Below are 21,068 nucleotides of genomic sequence, written 5' to 3'. Positions count from 1 at the left end.
TACTCATTCACCGATTACGATGCTCTCGCTCGTCACTGAAAAACAATCTGTTACTGAGCCACTCGTGGCGTGCCGTGAGGTGGTGCCTGAGTTTCACCAACGCCGTGCAGGGTTGGCGGTATTGGCCGTGGGCATCTGTATCGCAATTGCTTTGGATGCACTCTTCAAGCCGTTGTTGTGTCTGCACGGTTCGGCGTTGAGGGAGGGCTAGGCACGATGGTGAAACCAACTACCAGGGAAGGACAGCACGAAGCCGGTGGCAAGTCGATACTTGCCCAGCTTGTGGGCTGGCTGCATTTGAAAGACGATCATGAGCTGCTGCCGCTGTCGGTCATGCGTTACGTTCCGGTCTCTGTTTTACTGAACTTTCTAGGTGTGATCCTGCTGATCACACTCGGTTTCGGCACGCTGCGCGAAGCCTTTCTGACCAATGTCCCACTGAACACACTCATCATCACGATCATGATGATCGGTGTGGGTATGTCGGTTGTGACCAACCTGAAGTTGTGGAGAACCGGGCTCTACCTGTTTGATCTCAGTCAGATATCTACGCAGTTCCGTATCAGGGATGAGGAGATAGATAAGCTTCAGCGCCAGCTGAAGAGCAAGGGTGCGATTCTGGATTGCAAGAACATGCAGAACCTGCTGGACAATGTGCGCACCATGGGCGCGCTGAACGTCACTGACAATGAAGCGCGCATGATCAAGTCCAAGCTGGGCGCACGCATCAATCGTGGCCGCGGCAAAGTGACCTTTCTGGGGGGGGTATTGGTCATGCTGGGTCTGTTGGGTACATTTCTGGGTTTGCTGGGTACCATTGATGTTGTCGGCGAGGTTATGGCTGGCATGGTTAATATTGGCTCGGACAATGTAGACGGCGGTGGTGTAACCGGCTTTATCGCCAGCTTGTCAGAACCTCTACACGGTCTGGGGCTGGCATTCAGCTCCTCGCTCTTTGGATTGTCAGGTTCTTTGCTGGTAGGCACCTTTCAGTATTTCTCTTCAGGAGCTCAGGATCACTTCATTGAAAGTTTCAGCCGTTGGCTGGATGAGCAAATACCCGGAGTCGCTCAGGCCAACAAGGTTGCGGATCGACCTGCGGGCGATACTCCTGTGGCCGATGCTGAGCTCAAGGCATGGATAGTGGGTTTCATCAAGACATCCCAGAATACGCAACGCGAACTGGCAGGTGTGGTCGATGCGATTCTGGTGTCTGCGGATGCTTCGCGACAATCCATGGAAGCCACGCAAAATATTCTGGCACAGCAAGCCTCGCTGGCGGATACATTGTCCATCCTGAATCAGGGGGTCGTGTCGATGGTGGAACAACAGGCGCGGATAGAGTCTATTCTGACGACGAACATTGCCAAGACGGTGATCGATCAGCAGTCCGTGCAGTGCAAGGGTGACCCACAAGATTTCGAGGATGATAATGCCAGGGAAGAACCCAAAAGACGATGAGGAATCAACAGGGTCTGATGGATCTGATCAATCAGCGGCTTGCCGATGGCGAGGTTGAGCTGCCTGTATTCGATGATATTGCCTTGCAAATAGACAGAGAAGTTCGGGAAAACAAGCTTGATGCTGAATTGATCTGCAAGATCATTGAAGAGGATCAGGTGCTGGTGGCTGATCTGCTGCGCATGGCGAATTCTTCTTTTTTTTCCGGAATGTCGCCTGTCAGCGGATTGAAGGATGCCGCGGTGCGCTTAGGGGTCAGACAGATAGCCTCTATTGTGTTTTCTGTCAGTCAGAAACGTCTGTACAGTGCCTCCAAAGGCATTTTCAAATCTCGTTTGAAGAATCTTTGGCTGCATACCTCGGCGGTCTCTATAGGGGCCCGTTGGCTGGCTGCCAATGCCGGATATCGAAACAGGGCTGACGAGGCCTTCGTTGCGGGTCTGCTGCACGATATTGGCAAGCTGTCACTGTTGTGTGTGCTGGAGGAACTGATCACCAGCGAAGGGTTGGAGCTGACTGATGAAGAGGTCAGTGGCTTGCTGTTGATGATGCATTGCGAACACGGCGCGATGCTGCTGACGAAGTGGAATATTCCCGAGTTCTTCAAGACGATCGTTCTGCAGCAGCAAGATGAAGAACCGGACTTGAACAATGAGTTGCTGTGCATGATCCGGTTGGTGGACAAGGCCTGCATTCTGGAAGGCATTGCCGACATGCATTTCGATAATGCTATTGATCTGGAGTCAATGCCGGAGGTCAAGGCACTGTCATTGACCTTTCGCGATCTGGAGGAACTCAGAGCCGTTCTGCAATCGATGAACGACGACACGCAAGCGGCTGCCTGATTGTTTTTGCCGAATATTGTGATCGCGTGACCGGTGACTGAAGCGAGTCAATAGCCCTGGGTCAGCGACCACAACTACATATCAGGTTTGATCGATACTCAAACGAAGAGATTCTTTCGGGTCACGAAATATCAGCGGTTGTCCGACGGTGGGTAGCATGGCCGTGCTTTGTGCTTTTTCGATGGCATGATCCACGACATGTCGATCCGGTGACTTGTCACAGACAGGGTCGGCGGCAGCCGGGTCTCCGGCAAGCAGAAATGCCTGACAGCGACAGCCGCCAAGATCATCATCGCTCTCCGGGCAAGAACGACAGGGCTCTTTCATCCAATCCTTGCCACGGTAACGATTGAAGCCCTCGGAGCCATACCAGATATCCTCGATGGAATGATCGGCCACATTCGGAAAGGCGGCGCCTGGCAGCATGCGTGCTGTGTGGCAGGGTAGGGCGGTGCCATCAGGGGCAATCGTGAGGAAGACATTGCCCCAGCCATTCATGCATTTTTTCGGGCGAGCTTCGTAATAGTCCGGTATCACGAAAACGATTTGCAGACGATCACCATACCGCTCGCGGTATTCATTGGTTACTCTCTCGGCTTCTTCCAGTTGCATGCGCGATGGCAGCAGATGGTCGCGATTGACGACGGCCCAGGAGTAATACTGTGTGTTGGCAAGTTCCAGAGTTTCTGCACCGAGCTCCAGCGCCATTTCGATGATCTTGTCGATATGGTCGATATTCATTCGGTGAATGACACAGTTAAGCACCATTGGCCAGTCATATTCCTTGATCAGACCAGCCACCTTGTTCTTCAAGTCGAAGGTGCGGGTGTTGGACAGGAAATCATTCATCTCTCGGGTTGAGTCCTGAAATGAGAGCTGGATATGATCCAGTCCGGCCTCTTTCAACGCTTTGGCGCGGGTCTCATTCAAGCCAACACCGGTGGTTAACAGGTTGGTATAGAAGCCCAGTGAATGGGCTTCGGCAACCAGCTCTTCAAGGTCGCCACGCAACATGGGCTCGCCACCTGAGAATCCGCATTGCACACTGCCCAGTGCACGTGCCTGGCGCAGTGTCCGGATCCAGCCCTCAGTGTCCAGCTCTTCTTCCTGGGTGGCAAAATCGACAGGATTGAAGCAAAAGGCACAATGCAGCGGGCAGCGATAGGTCAATTCTGCCAGTAGCCACAAAGGTGGTCCGGGGCGAGTTGCTGATGGGTCCTGTTTGAGGCCGTGTTCAAGCATGGAGGATGACATGATCAGCTCAGCGTTATCCAGTGTTGTTCGGATGCAATAGTGAGAAAACCCTGGACATCGTCATTCAATCCGGTTGTCTCGAAAGCGGCTTCCAGCTGGTCGATGATATCTTGTACACAGGACTTGCCGTCGCAACGTTGCAGAATGTGCGATGCCGTGGGGTTCAGCTTTACCATGCCTTCGGGATATAGCAGAACCCAGGTGTCCTGAGCTTCTTCGAACTGCAATCGATAGCCATTGGAGATAGCGGGTACGTGTTCAGAGTTGATCTCAGTCATTGGTTTGCCTGTCGTATCAGTGCCATGTTGTCGTCGGCCAGTTATCTTACCGATGCCGGTCTTTCAGGTGCTGCTGGCTGATCGGGAAGGCCGTAGCGAACTGCCATGGCATCATTCATCTGCCACAGTACATCGAGTTTGAAGTTGAGGATATCCAGCGCCCGCAATTGTTGTTCACGCGTCTTGAAAAAATCCAGTGTGATCGCCAGACCGTGTTCAACATCACGGCGCGCCTGTGTGACACGGTTGCGAAAATACATCAACCCCTCACTCTCTATCCAGGGGTAGTGCTCCGGCCAGGTTGCCAGTCGTTGTTTATGTATCGCCGGAGCGAACAATTCGGTCAAGGATGCACAGACAGACTCCTGCCACGGTTGGGTGCGTGCAAACTGGACATAGGCATCAACTGCGAATCTGACACCTGGTGTGACATGTCTCAGATCGGTTATCTCCTCACGACTTAGTCCGACAGCTGTACCCAGTCGAATCCAGGCTTCAATGCCGCCTTCATCACTTGCACCGTTCAGATCATCGTAGCCGTCATGATCCAGCATGCGCTGAACCCATTCCCGGCGCACAGCTCGATCATCGCAGTTCGACATCACTGCCGCGTCCTTGATGGGAATGGCAAGCTGATAGCTGAACCGGTTGGCGACCCAGCCACGGATCTGCTCAGGTGTTGCCTTGCCCGTGTTCAACATGACATTGAAGGGGTGATGAATATGGTAGGCCTGGCCTTGCTCACGCAGGCGTTTTTCGAACTCTTCCCTGGACCAGGGGTGGTTGTCCAGTGTCATGGTGGCTGAATTCTCCTAGATTTCGATTTCCAGACCATCGTAGGCGACTTCCACGCCGTGACGATCCAGAACGACACGTTGCTCGCTGTCTTCATCGAGAATGGGATTGGTGTTGTTGATATGGATAAGTATCTTGCGAGTGCTCGTGGGCAACTTGTCAAGCCACTCCAGCATGCCGCCAGGTCCACTTTGTGGCAGATGGCCCATTGAACGGGCGGTCTTGGCAGAGGCGCCGCGCTGGATCATTTCATCGTCTGTCCACATCGTCCCATCAACCAGAACGACATCGGCTTTTTGCATGGCTTGCCATACATGAGGTTCCATTTCGCCAAGTCCCGGTGCATAAAACAGGGATTTTTGTGTGGCTGAATCATTCATCAGCATGCCGATGGTGTCGCCCTTGACGGGTTGATCACGGTGGGGCGAGTAGGGTGGGGCATTGCTGATCAGTGGCAGCGGTGTGAACGTCACGCCGGGCGCTCCCGGAATCTGACAATCGGCATGATCGGTCGATAATTCCTGCCAATCGATTCCTGCGTAATGGCTCAGGACCTTGAACAGTGGGTTGCCTTCACTGAGATCTTCTCTGACAGCAGCAGTACACCAGATGGACAATGGTTGCTTGTGCTCACGCAGCATCAACAGACCTGTCGTGTGATCGATTTGAGCATCCATGAGCACAATGGATTGTATGCCGGTATCACGCAACTGCCGAGACGGTTGCAGGACACCGCATTGCTGGATCTGCGTGAGGATGTCGGGCGATGCATTGAACAGCACCCAATCGGTGCGATCACTACTAACGGCAATCGATGACTGAGTACGAACCCGGGCATTGATTGAGCCCTCTCTGACACCGCTGCACATCGGACAGTTGCAATTCCACTGGGGAAATCCACCACCGGCTGCTGATCCAAGAATTTTGAGGAACACTGTTTATATTCACCTATAAAAAAAGCCGGGAGAAATCCCGGCTTCTCTTCCAGTCTATCTGTCAGGCAGACTCGCTTGAACAGCGGGCCGCCAGCAGAGAGTCAGAAGGTCTAGCGGTTAGCGAAGTACATGGTGATTTCGAATCCGAATCGCACATCAATCGCTTTTGGTGTTTCCCATTTCATAGTGATCTGTCTCCCATTGATTTGTCGTTGATTTATCGTCAGGATTGGACTGTCTGGTCTTCGAAATCCTGCCGTCGACCCCGATCTACTGGACGCATAATGATCTTATAGGTACAAAGCATGATCGTCACTACATTTATCTTTATGGGGCACAAGTTGCCATAGGGTCGAATGTCGAGAATTTCACTGAAACGTTATGGCAGCAAGGTTTCAGCGTGGCGAGCCGAATTTATTCGAGTTTGATGATGGTACCAATTACCCAAGATGAGCCCATTGCTTCATGCTGTGCAGAGTCATCGCAGGCCAATTCGATCAATGTCTGAGAATTTTTCGATCTGAATTGATTTCCGAAGCCAATGTGGTCTATTCGGGAGCGGTACAGTTGCTTCTGATTCGGCAGTTTGCGACGATGGGTGTCAGGTCCTCCAGGTGGGTTTCAGGGAGGGCAGGTGTATGGCTTAATTGAGAGCTACAGGCCGAAGACGGCACAACATTTTGCTGGAGAGACAAGAAAGAGTATGGATCAATTGAAAATCAGGCTTGCCGAGGCCCGGAAATACTTGAAAATCATGCTTGCCGAGTCAGGTGAGCGCACCCTGGTAGCGGGTAGCTATATGTTTCTGGTCATCGCCTTTTTCGCCGCGATGGCCGTCCCCAAAGCGGCGTTGTTGCCACTTGCTCTAGGGGTCGGTTGTTATCTGCTTGAGCGCAAGAACGAGGCTGTTTGATCGATCAGTGATTGCGCTCACAGTGGGCTGTCTGTATTGCAGGCGAGCTTGCTGAGCAGGCGCGAATTGATAGAGTCACGCAGTTCAGGACGAAGGACCCTTTAATCAGGGTTCTTTGCTTTTGTGTATTGCCAGAAAAATTTGTGTGTGTTGCAGGAAAATTCAGTCTTTTACAGGCGTTGATACACCTGTTAACTGGTCTCAGTGAAGATCTGAAGCTGGTCTACATGTTGTCTAACAATGATTGCCTCGGCATTTCCTTATTTCAGTGTGAGTGAAGTACCATTAATACGAGTGAAGTACCATTCAGTGTGAGTGAAGTACCCTCTCTAAACCTCTTCCATTTGTCACAGCATGAGTAGCATTCCATGTCTCAGGTAACTCCCCCGCGTAACGAGCTGATACTCAAGGCAGCTTGCGTTGCCGACAGCGGTATTGTCGCTGCGGTCACGACATTCCTTGCTGATCGTGGCGCGTATATCAGTGAGCTTTCCCAATTTGACGATCCTGCAACGGGACGATTCTCGTTACGCTCCAGGTTCCATCTCAGCAGTGGCGATGCAACACTTGAACAACTTCGGGAAGAATTTCCTCTGGTAGCCGAGCGCTTTCAGATGGAGTGGAACCTGCTTTCGGCAGAGGCCCCTACCCGAACGCTGATCATGGTCAGCAAGTTTGATCATTGCCTCGACGATCTCCTGTATCGCTTGCACAAAGGCGAATTGAACATGGAGATTACGGCTGTTGTGTCCAATCATCTGGATCTGAGACCGATGATCGAACGCGAGGGCATCCGCTTTATCTACCTGCCCATTACGCCTGATAACAAGCCTCAGCAGGAAAATGCGCTGCGTGAATTGATCAAGGAGACAGAAACCGAACTGGTGGTGCTTGCGCGCTATATGCAGGTTTTGTCAGATACCTTGTGTCAGGAGCTCAGAGGCAAGGCGATCAATATCCATCACTCCTTCCTGCCTGGCTTCAAGGGCGCACGGCCTTATCACCAGGCTTACGATCGCGGCGTCAAACTGATTGGTGCTACAGCACATTACGTCACTTCCGATCTGGACGAAGGTCCGATCATCGAGCAGAGTGTTCAGCCCGTTGATCACTCTTATACGGCTGATCAGCTGGTGGCCGTAGGGCGCGATACCGAAACGGTGGCATTGGCAAAGGCGGTGAAGCTGCATGTCGAACACCGTGTCTTCCTGCATGGAAATAAAACTGTCATATTTCGCTGATATGCCCTTGTGTCAGTCGCCTATAATCGAGAGCTATATTTCACTCGAATGGATAGACCGTGACTGCCAGAAGTTCTAGATTGGGTACTGGGTTATTGCTACTGGCGCTGTGCGCGCTGGTAGCCGTAGCGGTAATGATGTTTGGTGCTCGACTGGGATTGTGGGAGCCCATTGTCGGCTTCGGCTATGCCCGAACTTATCTCAATCCTATGGGGTATGCCGTTGCGGGTCTGGGTCTGCTGGGTCTGATTTACCTGCTCGTCAAAGGCGAGAAGGCTGGAGCCTTCAAGGCCGCTATCGCGTGTCTGCTGGGTCTGGGAATGCTTGCCCCCATGTTGATGGCGAAAGTTCAGCCTCCATCCAGTTTTCCACCGATTCATGATGTGAGCACAGATACCTCCAACCCCCCTCAGTTTCTGGTGCTGGATGAGAGTCGTCCAGGAGCTCGCAATTCACTGGTTTATGGCGGGGAAGAGATAGCCATGCAGCAGCAGGCTGCATTCCCTGACATTGTTCCCGTACTTTCGGATTTAACACCTGAAGAGGCTTTTGCCAAATCACTTGCCATTGGCCAGGATATGGAATGGGAAATTGTGGCTCAGGATCATGATGGTCTGCGTTTTGAGGCGACCGCTCGAACCCCGATCTATCATTTTGCGGATGATGTGGTTGTCATTGTCACCCCTGAGGGTGAGTCCAGTCGTATCGATATTCGCAGTGTCTCACGCATCGGTAAAGGTGACCGGGGTGTGAATGCTGCCCGTATCCGCGCGTTTATCGGGGCTGTAGAATAGCGCTTCGTTCAGGGCTGTATGGACATGTAAAGTGACTGGGGAGTGATTCAAAAGCTGGCATACTGTGACATAAAATTGTCGCCAGCTTTTTCCATTGACTATCGAGAAAACCATGTTCAAGAACAAACCGACTTTCCTGCTCAAACTCGTCAGTACCTTACTGATCACCAGCGCTTTAACGTTGAGCAATGCCAGCGCCGATGCGTTAGAGGATATCAAGGCTTCAGGTGAGCTCAAAGTCGGCGTTTTTTCCGACTTCCCGCCATTCTCATCAGCCAGTGCTGACATGAGTCTGAAAGGCTATGACATCGATGTGGCAGATTATCTGGCGAGCGCCCTGGGCGTCAAGATGGTTCCCGTGTCAGTCACAGGTCAGAATCGTATTCCCTATCTGAATGATGCGCGGGTCGATTTGCTGATGAGTGTTGGCTACAGCGACGAACGGGCTGAGGTCATTGACTACGCTGCCGCTTATGCACCTTATTATATTGCGGTGATCGGTCCTGCCGCCCTTGAGGTAAGCAGCCCTGCTGATCTGGAAGGCAAGTCGGTTTCTGTCAATCGCGGCACACTTGAAGACACCTCGCTCACTGAGGCCGCACCAGAGAACGTTGATATCAAGCGATTCGATAACTACAACTCAGTTATCCAGGCCTTCATTTCCGGGCAGACAGATCTGATGGTTGTAGGCAATGACGTTGGCGCCGGCGTGCTTGCCAGACAGGAAGACATCAAGCCCGAGCAGAAATTCCAGCTGCTGACCTCTCCTTCGCATATTGCCGTGAACAAAGGCGAGACGGCGCTGAAGCAGGCCATCGACAGTGCTATTGCGAGCATGCTGGAAGACGGCAAGCTTAATCAAAGTTCCGAGAACTGGCTGAATACGCCGTTGGATCCTGAAAATCTGAAAGACTGAGGCACTCAGGCGTCCTTATGTCAAGTCTGGATTTTGGTTGGCTGAACGGCGCCTTGCAAGTCATTCTTCGTGGTGCCGCGATGACCTTGTTTCTCATCGCGGTTACCACCGTTGCCGGCACCTTGATCAGCATCGTACTGGCAGCCGCACGGCGTGGCCGGCATCGATGGCTTGCGACGATCATCAAAGCGTATGTGGAAATCATCCGCAATACGCCTTTTCTGGTACAGCTGTTCTTCATCTATTTTGCACTTCCCTCGCTGGGCCTCAGACTCGATCCCATTCAGGCGGCCTTACTGGCCATGACCCTGAACATGGCGGCCTATACGACGGAAATTGTGGGTGCGGGCCTGGATGCGGTACCACTTGGTCAGCGGGAGGCGGCTCAGGTATTGGGCTTGAAGCCACTGCAGGTCTTTGTGAAAGTTGTGATGCCACAGGCTCTGAAAGTCATTTTTCCGGCATTGACCAGTCAGATCATCATCATGATGCTCGAGTCGGCCGTGGTCTCGCAAATTGCCGTGCCAGAGCTCACTTTCGAGGCTGATATGTTGCAGGCACGCACTTTTCGTGCGTTTGAAACGTATTTCGTGATTGCTGGTGTCTATCTTGTACTGTCCATTCTGGTGCGTCGGGGACTCATTCTCATAGGCCGTCGAACGCTGTCGATATCCGACTCATGATTGAATTCACACTGTGGGATATTGCCCGCAATTTGCTGTTAGCTTCCCGCTGGACCATTCTGCTGTCATTGGTAGCTTTTGCCGGTGGGGTCAGCGTGGGCTTGTTGATTATGCTGATGCGTATCTCAAAGCGGCGCGGTGTGCGAACCTTTGCCAAAGGTTATATCGCGCTTTTTCAGGGAACCCCGCTGTTGATGCAGCTTTTCCTGATCTTCTTCGGCCTACCCATGCTGGGTTTCAGAATTGAGCCTTGGGGGGCAGCGGTACTCTGTCTGACCCTGTTTGCCAGTGCCTATCTTAGCGAGATCTGGCGTAGTGGAGTGGATGCTATTGGCCAGGGCCAGTGGGATGCCGGTGGTAGTCTTGGATTGAATTACGTGCAGCGACTGCGTTTAGTCATACTGCCGCAGGCCATGACCATAACGCGGGCCCCTACCGTGGGATTTCTGGTGCAGCTGATCAAGAGCACCGCGCTGACATCCATTATCGGTTTTGAGGAGCTACTCAAAACATCCAATGCCATCAACAACGCAACTTTTGATCCGCTTACCGTTTACGGCTTTGTGGCCCTGGTTTTCTTCGCTCTTTGCTATCCACTAACACAATACGCTCGTCGACTTGAACAGCGCGACGACAGGATAGGCTGAGTGCATCATGATCCGGCCCGACTCAGCCTAGCAGACCATAAACGATACCGCTCATTGCAACCAGGCCTGCAAAGGTGATGAAGACATTGCTGAGTCGACCGCGATACTGCTTCAGGGCCTGCACTTTGTGGATTGCATACATCGGCATCAGGTAGAGGATGGCAGCAATGACAGGCCCGGCCAGTGTCTCTATCAGGCCCAGGATGCTGGGGTTGAGCACCGCAACACCCCATGTCGTGAAAAACATGAAGGCTGTGATGAGGGGGCCGAGGGCTGCGGGTTTGATCAGTTTTTCATGAGGATCAACCTGGCCTCGTATGATGCCCCGCAAGCCTTCACTGGCTCCCATATAGTGACCAAAAAACGACGATACAATCGCGACAAAGGCGACTGCCGGCGCAAAATAACTGATGAACGGGCTATTTTGAACATTGGCAAGGTACGACAGGATTGGCAGGTTCTGTGCCTTCGCCTCTGCCAGTTGTGCGGGGCTCAGAGCGAGAACGCAGGAGAAAACGAAAAGCATCACGAAGCCGACCAGCATGATCGCAGTATTGCGCAAGATCAGGCCCGCACGCGCAGCGGATGCATCGCCATGGTCGCGTTTGAGTGCCACGGCGAATTGCGAGATGGCCGGGGAATGGTTGAAGGAGAAAACAAGAATGGGCACTGTTAGCCAGATAGTCCGGAGTATGTCTACTGGCGCAGAAACCTCGCTGATGGCAGCAAAATTCCAACTCGGCACAAGGTATAGCGATATGAAAATCAGTATGGCGACCAACGGGTAAACCAGAAACTGGGTTACCAGCAACATGATTCGCTCGCCGGCCATCATCACGGACATCATTGCTGCAACCAATAATCCCGACAGAATCCAGCGTGGCGCTTCAAGCATGCCTAGCTGGTTGACCATGAAACTGTTGACGGTATTGGTGATGCCAACGCCGTAGATTAAAACGATGGGAAAGATCGCCATAAAGTAGAGCAGCGTTATGGCCTTGCCAGCACCGGAACCAAAATGCTCGACAACCACTTGGGTGATGTCACTGTCCGGAATTGATGAGGAGCAAACAAACCTTGCCAGAGCACGGTGTGAAAGATAGGTCATCGGAAAGATCAGAACAGCCATGATCACAAGAGGCCAGAATCCTCCGATGCCGGCATTGATGGGCAGGAACAGAATGCCTGCTCCAACCGCCGTGCCAAAAAGTCCCAGCATCCATGTGGTATCTGAGCGTGACCATGTCAGATGATGCGTTCCCTCATCCACTGCGGTGATCCTGTCTGGCATGTCGTATTTCAGTCCTGTTCAATACGACTATTCTAAGGTTTTCTGCGATTTTTACGGTGACGATTTTGAGCTGTTTTTATGGGCTAGCTGTTCGACTCCGCCTGTTCGAAAGCTGCCAGTCTTTCGAAGCCTTCTTCAATACCAATGCTGGGTTGCCAGTTCAGTAAACGATGAGTTTCACGTTGATCAAACCAGTGGGCTGTTGCGAGCTGCTCTGCAAGAAAGCGCGTCATGGGAGGGTCATCCTGCCGGTTAAGTGCTTGCCAGATATGTTCAATCACGGTGCCTGCCGTGATAGCAACACCTGCAGGAACATGGCGCAATGGGATGTCTATTCCAGAGGCGATTAATATGCGTTGCATGATTTCACTCACGGTTCGAGGTTGCCCGTTGGATATCACCAGGGCATGGCCCGCTGCGCGATCCGTGTTATCAAGACCTGCAACAATGGCGTCGGCAGCGTTGTCTATATAGGTCGTGTCTATCAGTGCCAGAGCACTGCCTACCAGCAGCAGGCGTCCGGCGCGAGCGCGGTCGACAATGCGTTTGATCAGCTGCGTATCGCCGGGTCCCCAGACAATATGAGGGCGCAGGGCAACAACCTTCATGGCCTGGCCGTTGGCGGCCAATGCTATTTTTTCACCAATCGCTTTTGAGCGGGCATAGTGGCCGTGTACCTGCTCGGGATTCGCCTGACCTGCAGGAGCGCCAATCAGTGACCGACCGGCGTGGGCGACCGAGGGCGTTGATACATGAACGAAACGAGCGACACCACAGCGTTTTGCCGTGTTGATCAACCGCTCGGTACCCTTGATGTTGATTGCTTCAAAGGCATCCCAGCGACCCGAGATGCTGACTTTTGCGGCCAGATGGATGACCGCATCCCTGGATTCCATAGCATTAGCCAGTAAATCTTCTGTGGTTTTGCCGTTGGCAGATTCGGATTCAGTTCCGGGACCAGAACTGTGAGTCGCTGTGTCATGTGAGCTTGCGATATCGCAGCAAACTTCACTAACACCTGTAATGCCAGATGGGCGGCGTTGCAGTACCGTGACCTGGTCGCCTCGTTCAAGAAGACGAGACACGACGTGACGACCAATCAGGCTGGTTGCACCTGTGACAAGTACTTTCACTGAAACACCTGCTTCGACATATTCACTGCGCGTTCACCTATGTTTATACAGACAGATTCTCATACTCAGATTGGCCCAGCCACTTCAAAGCGATGCCACCGAGTCTCCTGATAATGTCCGGCTTGCCCAAAGGGCAACGGCTGTTCGATCGACCTTGGAGTTATGACGCCGATCGACAGGCAGCTTTTTGACCACGAGAACCGCTGCAATATCCACCTCTTCACCGACAACTTTTCTTACTTTTTCTGTCAGTTCCATGGATGCACCGCCCCTTGGCGTCAGTGTGAGAAGCAGCTCGACCACGGCCACCACAACTTGTGTGCCGACAGGCCCGACTCCCACTACGGCAGCCGCTGTTATGTCATACAAGGATTCAATGCGTTGCTCGCTGGCGACCGGTGCCAGAACGCCCTTGGGTGTTGTGATGATATGACCCAGTCGCCCACCGACCCACAATCTGCCTGTGGCATCGAGCTGACCAACGTCGCCCGTCCGATGCCAGCCGGCGGGCTGTGATGCCCGGTAGTTTGTCAGCCACAGTCTGTCGTAGCTATCTCGTGTATGGGCTGCCTGCACCATGATTTCGCCCAGCTTGCCAGGCTCGCCTGACAGCTGGCCCATGGGTTCACCCTGTGGGTCAAGAGGGTCGATGTGCACCAGCACGCCTGGCAGTGGGTGGCCAACGCAAACACCACCTGCATGCAGATTGTCTGAAGCGGCTTCTTTGCCAATCTGTTGCAATTCGCTCAAGGCGATATCGGCGATGGGCAAAGCTTCAGTCATGCCGTAGGGCGTGTGAACATCAGCGCAGGTAAAGATCGAGGTTGCCTGTGTGAGTAGCTTTGCTCTAACCGGTGCACCAGCGGAGAGAACCAGACGTACATCCGAGCAGGCGGCCTGTTGCGGCTCTGTCAATTTCGATTTGCTTGCAATGACATTGACCAGCGCGGCAGGGGAGGCAAATACCAGAGTTGCATTGACAAGCTTGACAGCATCGGCCAGGGCCTGCGCATTGAGTGTGCCAGGGGAGGTGACATCCATATCTGGAACGATGGAGGTGATACCCATGGTGGGTCCATAGAGAGCAAACGGTGCGAATGCTGCAACCAATCGATCGTTCTGCGTAATCTGATAGAGCGACATCAACGCATCACGTTGCGCCTGAATCTGGTGGTGCCGATAAATAACACCTTTGGACGGCCCGGTTGAACCTGATGTGAAGGCTAGCGCTGCAAGCGTCTCCGGGGCAGGCCAGGGCGGAGTTGCCTGGTCACGGCCCCGTTCTGTCAGAGTGGCCATGTCTGAAGCAATGCTCAGTGCCTTGTTCATGACAGAAGAGCGCTTGCCGACAGCGATTCGTTTTCCGGGCCACCTCAAGAGCTTTGCTGCAATCAGGGCTTTGTCGATGCCAATCAGATAGGCAGGATTGGCGCTTCGCAGGGCGCGCTGCATGCCGGTCCTGCCCAGTCCGGAGTCGACCAGTACCAATGTCGCTCCGAGTCGCCAGCAACCATAGACAGCCAGACAAAGGTCGATGCCCGGGGTTACCATGACGGCAACTCGATCACCGGCATTGATACCGAATGAGTTCATGCCGGCAGCCAGATGATCAACGCGCTCAGTCAGCTCACCAAAGCTGATGCTGCGATGAACAGGGGCGATCTCGACAATCGCATCGTTTGTCGCTGTTGCTACAGAAAAGTCCGACAGCGCTCGTCTGTCTGGCTGTGCGGGTACATCAGGACTGACTGCTGTGTGGGTCGAGGCTTTTGCCGGATCGTTAACGGCCAGCTGATATTGATCAATCCAGGCAATGACAGCCCCGGCCACATCGGCATCCTCTGAGACAAAATGTGCAGCACCGGGGAAACGATGGACATCGGCATGCGGTAGGCGCTGTTCAAGGTCGTGAAGGTAGAGATCGCTGAAGACCTTGTCCCGAGGCCCCCATAGCAACAAGGCCGGAATCTGAGCGAGTTCTGTCAGGCCTGTTGCTATCGCATCGAGTGTGGATGCACTCTCATGCTTGGCATCAAGCGGAATATCAGCAACAAAGTCTGCGATCGCTGAACGTTGAGAACGTTTCAGGTACGGAGCATGAAAGCCGGCTCGCACTCTGGCATCAAGTGCCGGGCGTGACATTTCAATAGCCCCTTGAATGAAAGCACGGGTATTGACCGTGGCATTCCTGAGAACCAGGGGTGAGCGAATCAGACGGATAACCGCTGGCGCAGGCGAGCCTTGTGGTTGATGCACCGCTGTATTGGTGAGCACCACCCCTGCCAGTTGCACTGAATCCGAGCTCTCTGATACGTCCGGGTTGGCTTTGGGCAGATGCTGCAGGGCCCATCCTAAAGAGATAGGTCCCCCCCAGTCATGAGCAACAGTGACAACGGGACCTTTAATGCGAAGAGTGTCTGTGAGTTGGCACAGATCGTCGATACGTTGCGCAAGTGGACGTTTGACACCGGTACGTTCAGAAAAGCCCATATCCAGTTGATCGACTGCGATGAGGCGGATCCGATCACCGTGTGCCTCCATCACCTGAGCCAGCAATCTCCTCCACAGGAAGGACCAGGAGGGGTTGCCATGGACACACAGCAGTGTCAGAGCCGGAGTCGCATCGTCCGACCGATCAGCCCAGGAGTCCAGGATATGCCACGTTCGACCTACTGCATCGATCTTCGGGGTATGAACCAAGCGTGACCACTCGGGCTCAAGCCCGACAATGCCTGCAGGAGGAAGACTGGCAGGTGCGGTAGGTCGATTGCTCACCAGGTTATTTCGAGGAAAGCGGCGTTGAGCCCTGAACCGACTCCGACGAGGAGTACGCGATCTCCTTCATTGAGCGTTTCCGCCTCTTTTGCCAGTGTAAAGGGGACTGCGGCAGGGCCGATATTGCCGTACTTCGGAAAGGTCAACGGTACACGCTTGTGATCAATACCGAGGATTTCTACCATGGCTGCCGTGTGAACACGTGATACCTGGTGGATGATGTAGCGATCCATGTCACCCCAGTCGTCGCTATCGGCCTGATCCCAGCAGATTTTGCCCAGTTGTGTCCCCGCCTCCAGTAGTGCCCTGGTATCAGTGCGCATGCTTTCGAGTGAGCCGACGCACAAATCATGGTGTTCGGTGGCTGCCCTGAATTCGCCACGGCCCAGTCGGTGACTACCCGGGTTGGTAGAATGGCGACCCAGAATCATGGCAGCCGAGCCGGAGCCCAGTGTCAGACTGGCGAAATTTGAAAAGAGATCGGCCATCGACGAATGCTCGTCGAGCAGTCGGTTTATCGTGTTTTGCTGAATTTCCCGGGTACCTTCGCCATCGACGATGAGGGCGTACTCGATTTGACCCGATTCTATGAGCGTGCCTGCCAAATGCATGGCATTCACGAAACCCAGACAGGCGTTCGACAAATCGAAATTGATGCAGTGTGGCGACAGACCGAGTCGATCGTGCACCGATACCGCGCTTGAAGGTTCCAGGCGGTCTCGACAAACACTGGTGTTGCTGATCATGCCTATACGGCTAGGATCGATTCCTGAGGCCGCTATCGCTTTTTCACCAGCCAGAGCAGAGGCTTCGATAAACGATATATCGTCAGGCCATTGACGACGTTCTTCTATTCCGGCGAGTTTTTGCAAAAGCCCGGTTTCAGCGCCTACGCGTTCCAGAAACGGGGCGAGAGCTTCATCGATTGCGGCGGATGTGACCACAACAGGAGCATCGCACGCCTCTATCGATACGATAGCGACGTCATTGAATTGATATTGGAAATTATTAGACACAGCACACCCTTTCATCAGCGAATATGGAATTTTCGCACGACATGAGATGCGATGCTTGCCGGTGGGGCGATTTATCGGGCTATTCGCTCAATCCCGCCTGTTGGGGCGGGATTGAGTGTGCGAATCCTATTTATATGGGTAGCCGGCAGGCCATTGTTCAAGCGTTGGGCGGTGATTGGGCACCACTTTACCTGGCATGTCATCAGCATAAGGCAGTTCTGTCATGTCGTCATTGAGCATGACATCGTCAAAAGGCGTAACCCTCTGGTAGACACGGATGTAATCGATCATGTACTTGCCCGGAAAGGGAGTCGTCTCATCCGGATTTCCTGCCCACCATCCACCCATCGCCGTATTGGCTATCAAGTACATCGATTGTTGCGACACTTTAGAGTTGGTGACACGGTGTACTTCAATCCCGTCCACGAAGTAGATGATGGTTCCCGGCTTCCATTCCACTGCAAAGGTGTGGAAGTCGGAGGTGTAATCGATACCTGGAGTGGGCTCGGATTTGGTTGAGCGCAGCTGGCCGTATTCATCGTAGTAGTGATAGGTGTGATACACCACGTCCTGATCATGGCCGATGAATTCCATGATATCGATCTCAGGATCATCACCACCCTGGCCATAGTAGGCATTGAGTAGCCAGAATGCGGGCCAGTAGCTTCTGCCGAACGTGACTTTTGCTCGCGTTTCGGCATAGCCGTAGACGAATTGCAAAGCGTCGTAACTGGTAATCAAGCCAGACAGGTAGGGTTGTCCGGACGCTTTATGCGCTAGTTCACTGGGTGTTTCTATGGAGTTGATGGTCAGACTTTCACCATCAAACGAGAACGGGTTATAACCGAAATCCGGCTCATTCTTGATGTCTACGTAGTGCTGGAGCTCGCCGTTGATGATGATGTCGTCTCCCCAGAGAAACGAGGTATTCCACTTGCTGGTGTCCAGACTGTTACCGTTGAATTCGTCTGCGAAGATCAGTTCGTAGTCCTGCAGTAGATCCGGATCGGATTTTGGCTTTGATGGATCAGTCCTGCCTGTGGTTGTGACGGATACCGTCAGACCTGTAGCGACGTAATAATAGATTGTCTTGGTCTGATCAAAAGCCTGGATCTCGTAGTAGTAGTCCTGATCGAAGAGTTCGTGTTCCGTATAGCTGTTGCTCCAGACAGTGGTGACGTATTTTCCCTGGCGGTAAACGTTATAACCAAGGGCTTCGGGATCTTCGTTCCAGCTCACATGAATACTGTCCTCACTGAGTTCACCGGTGAAGCCAAGTGTCGTATGTGAGGTAAAGGTTTTGAGCGCAACGACCTTTGGGTCGACGAGATCATCTGTTTCAGTGGAGGTGTTGGAGCCCTGGCCCAGCGCAGGTTCCTGCTCGTCAGAGCTGTAGGATGGAGGTGGGCTGTTGTATGAAAGGTCTGTTGTGGTGGAGTTGTTATCGTCTGATGTGCTGCCTGGTGTGGTATCTGGCGCATTGAGTACTTTCAAGGTCACTGTTTGTGTATTGAACAGGGTGCGATCATCGGCGTCGATGGCCTTGAAGGTTACTTCGACAGTTGTTGGCGCTGTCTGAGGTGTCCATTGAAATTGACGTGTTCCATCACGGTTGTCGTCGAAACGGGCACCTTCTGGCATTGGAGTTGCTCGTAAAGAGGGCACATGACCTTCAGGGTCGACGGGTATGACCTGAAAATCAAATTGCGAGCCCAGCGTGATTGTCTGATCACTGAGTGGCTTTATGCTGGGGGCAAGGTTTGTTTCCTTGCTCGTAACGACACTGATGTACAGCTGTCTGACTGTTTTGAGGGAAGAGTCTTTTGCGTCAGCAGCTTCGAAGGTGATTTCTACCACACCTTTATCTTTTGTCTGTGGCGTCCATGCAAATGTTCGCGTGCCGTCGCGGTTATCAAAGAAAGTTGATCCTGATGGCGGATTGATCAGTCTTAACGCCGGTACATGACCATCGGCATCGCTGGGAATGACTCTGACCTGTACGGTTTCACCGACTTGTACATCCATGTCGGGTAGGGGAGCGATGACAGGGCGGGCGTTTGCATGTGCCATGACAGGCGCTAGTGTCATAAGCAAAGCAGCCGTGGGGGCGAGCAGGGAGCTCCGAATTTTAAGCATGAGTTGGAAGTCCGGTGGGAATACTGCATTAGCGTGCAGTATCCAATCCGAATTCAGCAGGGTTACATGATCTTTTGGCCACGGATGGCTGACAATCGTTCCTGCATTCCATTTCTGGAAATCTGTTTGTTAACCAGCTCTGACTCTTTTTAATTGCCTGACAAAGTATTGCAAGAACTTTGCCGTCATTGAACAGGCTTGATTACACAATTTACAGGTTGGTGGTGTTTTCAGTTCGCCGGGTGGTCCGTTTATTGACGTCAGCCTGTTTGTGTCAGGCAAAAAAAAGGCCCGAACAACGTTCGGGCCTTTTAGGCGTTGGTGGAGCTGGGGGGAGTCGAACCCCCGTCCGAAAGCACTCTGCCATTGGTACTACATGCTTAGTTCCGTCATTGGCTTTAGCCGCTACAGTGCAGGACGGGCACCATAAAGAGCAGCGAGCCCATTATTGGTTTAGCGATCCGGTGTAAGGGCGACCCTTCTCGCGATCCTGTGTCTATTGCCCCCGCCCAAACCCACAGGCAGATCCGGAACGGGGTAGTACGTACAACTAAACCCTAAGGTCTAGTTATGCGGCCATTGCGTAGTTGTCATCGTTAGCAACTATAAGTTTTCAGCTGGATTTACGAGGTAATCTGAAGCCTCGGCATGCACCTCAGGGTTTGCAACTCCCGTCGAAACCATGTCAGCCCCGGTGGTCGTAACTTTCCTGCCTCGCTAGTATGCGGGTGTACGCCACGTAATTCAATGTCCCCGGCACAAATTTACGTTAATTGCGATTCACTAGCATATTTCGGCTTTACGCGTACCCAAAAAAGTGTCAAGAATTATTAGAAGAGGTTAGATGTAGGGGGAGGGATTGTTAAAGAACGTGTCCCATAAAATCAATGACTTAAGCTGATCCATACTAACGTTTCACAACAATAATGCAGGAATGATGATCAGCTCTATGACACAACGCACATTGAAAAAAACTTTTGCCAGTCTTCTGGTTGCAGGCACACTTTGCACCTCTGGCATGGTCGCAGCACAGGATGCTGAGCCCAAGGACGCCGAGGCACAGGAATCCGGTTTTGGTTCTACCTTTCAGGGATGGCGCGGAACAGCATCACTGGGTGCGACCAGTTCTACCGGTAACGCTGAAGCCAGCAACATCAATGGTTCCATACGATTGAGCAAAACAGTTAATCGTTGGGAGCACCTGGTGTTCGGTTCTGTCTTCAAAGGTACTTCTTCTATTGTCATCGTTGAAAGAGATCAGGAAGGCAATCCCATAACCGGTGACGACGGACGCCCGCAGCGCACCATCGTCAAAGGTGATAACTCAGATCGCCTGGCGCTGGGTTACCAGCCAAAGTTCTACTACACGCCTAAAACCTACTTCTTCGGTATTCTTGACTGGGAACAGGATGAGCCAGGCAACATCGATTCGGCAACTCGCCAGATTCTGGGTGTCGGTCATCGTTTCTTTTCTGACGCCACGGGCTTTCTGACCGCTGAAGTCGGTCTGGGTAACAAGAATACTGACCTGGTGCTGGGTGATGATGTGAATGGTGGAATTGGCTACATTGGTCTTAACTACCTCAACCACATCACCGAAGAAGTGACATTCAACGCTGATTTGCGCAGTGACTTTGGCAGCGACAATACCTTTGTGGAAGTCGGTCTGGGCATCGCGTTCAAAGTTTCCGAGAAGCTGGCCTTCAAGATTGCTCACTTCTCACGCAGCAACAGTGACCTGTCATCTGGCGACAGCCCGCTGGATTCAAACAGTGACAGTGTTACCAGTCTGAACCTTGTTGTCGACATCTGATCGAGCTCAGTTAGTACCCGGAGCCGCGTGCGTCCTGCCGCGGCTCCCTACATCCAGTATCATTGCGTGGTCCGGGCCGGAAATCCGGGAACGCAGCGATCAATAGTGAGCGCACGTTGCCGCATTTGAGTGCATCCGGCCA

At 52.8% G+C, this 21,068-nt stretch carries 19 protein-coding genes and 1 other RNA gene; 9 read left to right on the top strand and 11 right to left on the bottom strand.

Going from position 1 to position 21,068, the window contains the following annotated elements; genetic code table 11:
• Positions 1-216: 216 nt before the first annotated feature.
• Complete coding sequence (locus IMCC3135_RS23945) at positions 217-1,461, top strand: hypothetical protein (RefSeq protein ID WP_088919887.1); 1,245 nt, start codon at positions 217-219, stop codon at positions 1,459-1,461.
• Complete coding sequence (locus IMCC3135_RS23940; protein WP_088919886.1) at positions 1,458-2,306, top strand: HDOD domain-containing protein; 849 nt, start codon at positions 1,458-1,460, stop codon at positions 2,304-2,306. Before IMCC3135_RS23945 ends, IMCC3135_RS23940 begins: the two co-directional genes overlap by 4 nt.
• 81 nt (positions 2,307-2,387) lie before the next feature.
• Here IMCC3135_RS23940 and pqqE read toward each other — a convergent pair whose 3' ends face one another.
• From pqqE to pqqA, 5 genes are all read right to left on the bottom strand, one after another.
• The gene (pqqE, locus tag IMCC3135_RS23935; RefSeq protein ID WP_236994648.1) at positions 2,388-3,560 is read right to left on the bottom strand and encodes a pyrroloquinoline quinone biosynthesis protein PqqE; all 1,173 of its coding nucleotides are present in this window, start codon (positions 3,558-3,560) and stop codon (positions 2,388-2,390) included.
• Between the two features lie 2 nt (positions 3,561-3,562).
• Positions 3,563-3,838, bottom strand: a complete 276-nt coding sequence (gene pqqD / locus IMCC3135_RS23930; RefSeq protein WP_088919885.1) for a pyrroloquinoline quinone biosynthesis peptide chaperone PqqD — start codon at positions 3,836-3,838, stop codon at positions 3,563-3,565.
• Positions 3,839-3,879: 41 nt separating this feature from the next.
• Entirely contained in the window at positions 3,880-4,635 is a 756-nt protein-coding gene (gene pqqC, locus IMCC3135_RS23925) for a pyrroloquinoline-quinone synthase PqqC (protein WP_088919884.1), read from the bottom strand.
• Between the two features lie 15 nt (positions 4,636-4,650).
• Complete coding sequence (pqqB, locus tag IMCC3135_RS23920) at positions 4,651-5,568, bottom strand: pyrroloquinoline quinone biosynthesis protein PqqB (protein ID WP_088919883.1); 918 nt, start codon at positions 5,566-5,568, stop codon at positions 4,651-4,653.
• Positions 5,569-5,678: 110 nt separating this feature from the next.
• Positions 5,679-5,753 carry a pyrroloquinoline quinone precursor peptide PqqA gene (pqqA, locus tag IMCC3135_RS23915; protein WP_088922039.1) on the bottom strand — a complete coding sequence of 25 codons (75 nt, stop codon included), beginning with the start codon at positions 5,751-5,753 and terminating at the stop codon, positions 5,679-5,681.
• 518 nt (positions 5,754-6,271) lie between these two features.
• On the opposite strand from pqqA, the gene IMCC3135_RS23905 reads away from it, so the two are divergent.
• From IMCC3135_RS23905 to IMCC3135_RS23880, 6 genes are all read left to right on the top strand, one after another.
• Positions 6,272-6,481 carry a hypothetical protein gene (locus IMCC3135_RS23905; protein ID WP_157736238.1) on the top strand — a complete coding sequence of 70 codons (210 nt, stop codon included), beginning with the start codon at positions 6,272-6,274 and terminating at the stop codon, positions 6,479-6,481.
• A gap of 368 nt (positions 6,482-6,849) precedes the next feature.
• Entirely contained in the window at positions 6,850-7,722 is an 873-nt protein-coding gene (gene purU / locus IMCC3135_RS23900) for a formyltetrahydrofolate deformylase (RefSeq protein WP_088919880.1), read from the top strand.
• A 59-nt stretch (positions 7,723-7,781) separates the two neighbouring features.
• The gene (locus IMCC3135_RS23895) at positions 7,782-8,516 is read left to right on the top strand and encodes a DUF1499 domain-containing protein (RefSeq protein ID WP_205737691.1); all 735 of its coding nucleotides are present in this window, start codon (positions 7,782-7,784) and stop codon (positions 8,514-8,516) included.
• Between the two features lie 112 nt (positions 8,517-8,628).
• A complete protein-coding gene (locus IMCC3135_RS23890) occupies positions 8,629-9,432 on the top strand; it encodes a transporter substrate-binding domain-containing protein (RefSeq protein WP_088919878.1) in 804 nt (267 codons plus the stop codon).
• Positions 9,433-9,449: 17 nt separating this feature from the next.
• Positions 9,450-10,115: an amino acid ABC transporter permease gene (locus IMCC3135_RS23885; protein ID WP_088919877.1), complete on the top strand. Its 666-nt coding sequence runs from the start codon at positions 9,450-9,452 to the stop codon at positions 10,113-10,115.
• The gene (locus IMCC3135_RS23880) at positions 10,112-10,762 is read left to right on the top strand and encodes an amino acid ABC transporter permease (RefSeq protein WP_088919876.1); all 651 of its coding nucleotides are present in this window, start codon (positions 10,112-10,114) and stop codon (positions 10,760-10,762) included. Before IMCC3135_RS23885 ends, IMCC3135_RS23880 begins: the two co-directional genes overlap by 4 nt.
• A 22-nt stretch (positions 10,763-10,784) precedes the next feature.
• Here IMCC3135_RS23880 and IMCC3135_RS23875 read toward each other — a convergent pair whose 3' ends face one another.
• The 6 genes from IMCC3135_RS23875 to ssrA form a co-directional block, all read right to left on the bottom strand.
• The gene (locus tag IMCC3135_RS23875; RefSeq protein ID WP_088919875.1) at positions 10,785-12,053 is read right to left on the bottom strand and encodes an aromatic amino acid transport family protein; all 1,269 of its coding nucleotides are present in this window, start codon (positions 12,051-12,053) and stop codon (positions 10,785-10,787) included.
• 83 nt (positions 12,054-12,136) lie between these two features.
• Positions 12,137-13,186 carry an NAD-dependent epimerase/dehydratase family protein gene (locus IMCC3135_RS23870; RefSeq protein ID WP_088919874.1) on the bottom strand — a complete coding sequence of 350 codons (1,050 nt, stop codon included), beginning with the start codon at positions 13,184-13,186 and terminating at the stop codon, positions 12,137-12,139.
• A gap of 84 nt (positions 13,187-13,270) precedes the next feature.
• On the bottom strand, positions 13,271-15,961 hold the full coding sequence (locus IMCC3135_RS23865) for an alpha/beta fold hydrolase (RefSeq protein WP_088919873.1): 2,691 nt from the start codon (positions 15,959-15,961) through the stop codon (positions 13,271-13,273).
• On the bottom strand, positions 15,958-16,977 hold the full coding sequence (locus IMCC3135_RS23860) for a 3-oxoacyl-ACP synthase III (RefSeq protein WP_205737690.1): 1,020 nt from the start codon (positions 16,975-16,977) through the stop codon (positions 15,958-15,960). The genes IMCC3135_RS23865 and IMCC3135_RS23860 overlap by 4 nt, the downstream gene beginning before the upstream one ends.
• A 126-nt stretch (positions 16,978-17,103) precedes the next feature.
• Entirely contained in the window at positions 17,104-19,113 is a 2,010-nt protein-coding gene (locus tag IMCC3135_RS23855; RefSeq protein WP_088919871.1) for a glycoside hydrolase family 16 protein, read from the bottom strand.
• A gap of 319 nt (positions 19,114-19,432) precedes the next feature.
• Positions 19,433-19,806, bottom strand: a transfer-messenger RNA (tmRNA) gene (gene ssrA / locus IMCC3135_RS23850).
• A 241-nt stretch (positions 19,807-20,047) separates the two neighbouring features.
• Here ssrA and IMCC3135_RS23845 point away from each other — a divergent pair.
• Positions 20,048-20,926 (top strand): DUF481 domain-containing protein, encoded by an 879-nt coding sequence (locus tag IMCC3135_RS23845; protein WP_088919870.1) that lies wholly within the window; start codon positions 20,048-20,050, stop codon positions 20,924-20,926.
• Positions 20,927-21,068 lie beyond the last annotated feature (142 nt).

Origin of the sequence: Granulosicoccus antarcticus IMCC3135 (assembly GCF_002215215.1) — a bacterium.
GTDB classification, from domain to species: Bacteria; Pseudomonadota; Gammaproteobacteria; order Granulosicoccales; family Granulosicoccaceae; genus Granulosicoccus; species Granulosicoccus antarcticus.
The sequence above is the reverse complement of the archived record's forward strand: the minus strand, read 5'-3'. Positions and strand labels throughout refer to the sequence as shown.

Bases quoted from the DNA above. Each gene is read 5' to 3' on its own strand.
- IMCC3135_RS23880 (WP_088919876.1), top strand. From the start codon at position 10,112: ATGATTGAATTCACACTGTGGGATATTGCCCGCAATTTGCTGTTAGCT.
- pqqC (WP_088919884.1), bottom strand. From the start codon at position 4,635: ATGACACTGGACAACCACCCCTGGTCCAGGGAAGAGTTCGAAAAACGC.
- pqqD (WP_088919885.1), bottom strand. From the start codon at position 3,838: ATGACTGAGATCAACTCTGAACACGTACCCGCTATCTCCAATGGCTAT.
- IMCC3135_RS23885 (WP_088919877.1), top strand. From the start codon at position 9,450: ATGTCAAGTCTGGATTTTGGTTGGCTGAACGGCGCCTTGCAAGTCATT.
- IMCC3135_RS23855 (WP_088919871.1), bottom strand. From the start codon at position 19,113: ATGCTTAAAATTCGGAGCTCCCTGCTCGCCCCCACGGCTGCTTTGCTT.
- IMCC3135_RS23890 (WP_088919878.1), top strand. From the start codon at position 8,629: ATGTTCAAGAACAAACCGACTTTCCTGCTCAAACTCGTCAGTACCTTA.
- IMCC3135_RS23940 (WP_088919886.1), top strand. From the start codon at position 1,458: ATGAGGAATCAACAGGGTCTGATGGATCTGATCAATCAGCGGCTTGCC.
- IMCC3135_RS23945 (WP_088919887.1), top strand. From the start codon at position 217: ATGGTGAAACCAACTACCAGGGAAGGACAGCACGAAGCCGGTGGCAAG.
- IMCC3135_RS23875 (WP_088919875.1), bottom strand. From the start codon at position 12,053: ATGCCAGACAGGATCACCGCAGTGGATGAGGGAACGCATCATCTGACA.
- IMCC3135_RS23845 (WP_088919870.1), top strand. From the start codon at position 20,048: ATGATGATCAGCTCTATGACACAACGCACATTGAAAAAAACTTTTGCC.
- purU (WP_088919880.1), top strand. From the start codon at position 6,850: ATGTCTCAGGTAACTCCCCCGCGTAACGAGCTGATACTCAAGGCAGCT.
- IMCC3135_RS23905 (WP_157736238.1), top strand. From the start codon at position 6,272: ATGGATCAATTGAAAATCAGGCTTGCCGAGGCCCGGAAATACTTGAAA.
- pqqE (WP_236994648.1), bottom strand. From the start codon at position 3,560: ATGTCATCCTCCATGCTTGAACACGGCCTCAAACAGGACCCATCAGCA.